The following is a 254-nucleotide window of genomic DNA, read 5'->3' as shown; positions in this document are numbered from 1 at the left end:
GCAATCCCGCCTGCGGCTGAAATCAGAGAACCGATGATAGTTCCACCAATCAACCCGGCCATTGCACTGGAATGGCCGATCGTATCTCCAAGCCTTGCTGCTTCTGGCATAGCGTTCTCTCCCTAGAACTGGAAACTTGTCAGACAATCATTCAGCCACTGCCGCTGTGAGTCAGTGAATGCCTGCTGGGATGACAGGGTAAAAATCAGCACTTTTTTCTCATCCCGCTGAAATGCCGCCTGATACTGGTAAAC

2 protein-coding genes are annotated in these 254 nt (G+C 51.2%); both read right to left on the bottom strand.

The window, feature by feature from the left end:
- On the bottom strand, positions 1 to 110 hold a 110-nt coding region (locus FE392_RS22275; RefSeq protein WP_500692700.1), incomplete at its 3' end, for a hypothetical protein.
- Positions 111 to 122: 12 nt separating this feature from the next.
- A partial coding sequence (locus FE392_RS19530) for a DcrB-related protein (RefSeq protein WP_319931803.1) occupies positions 123 to 254 on the bottom strand: 132 nt, incomplete at its 5' end.

Origin of the sequence: Xenorhabdus santafensis, assembly GCF_033949405.1 — a bacterium.
GTDB lineage: Bacteria > Pseudomonadota > Gammaproteobacteria > Enterobacterales > Enterobacteriaceae > Xenorhabdus > Xenorhabdus santafensis.
This window is presented reverse-complemented; position numbering and strand designations above follow the sequence as displayed.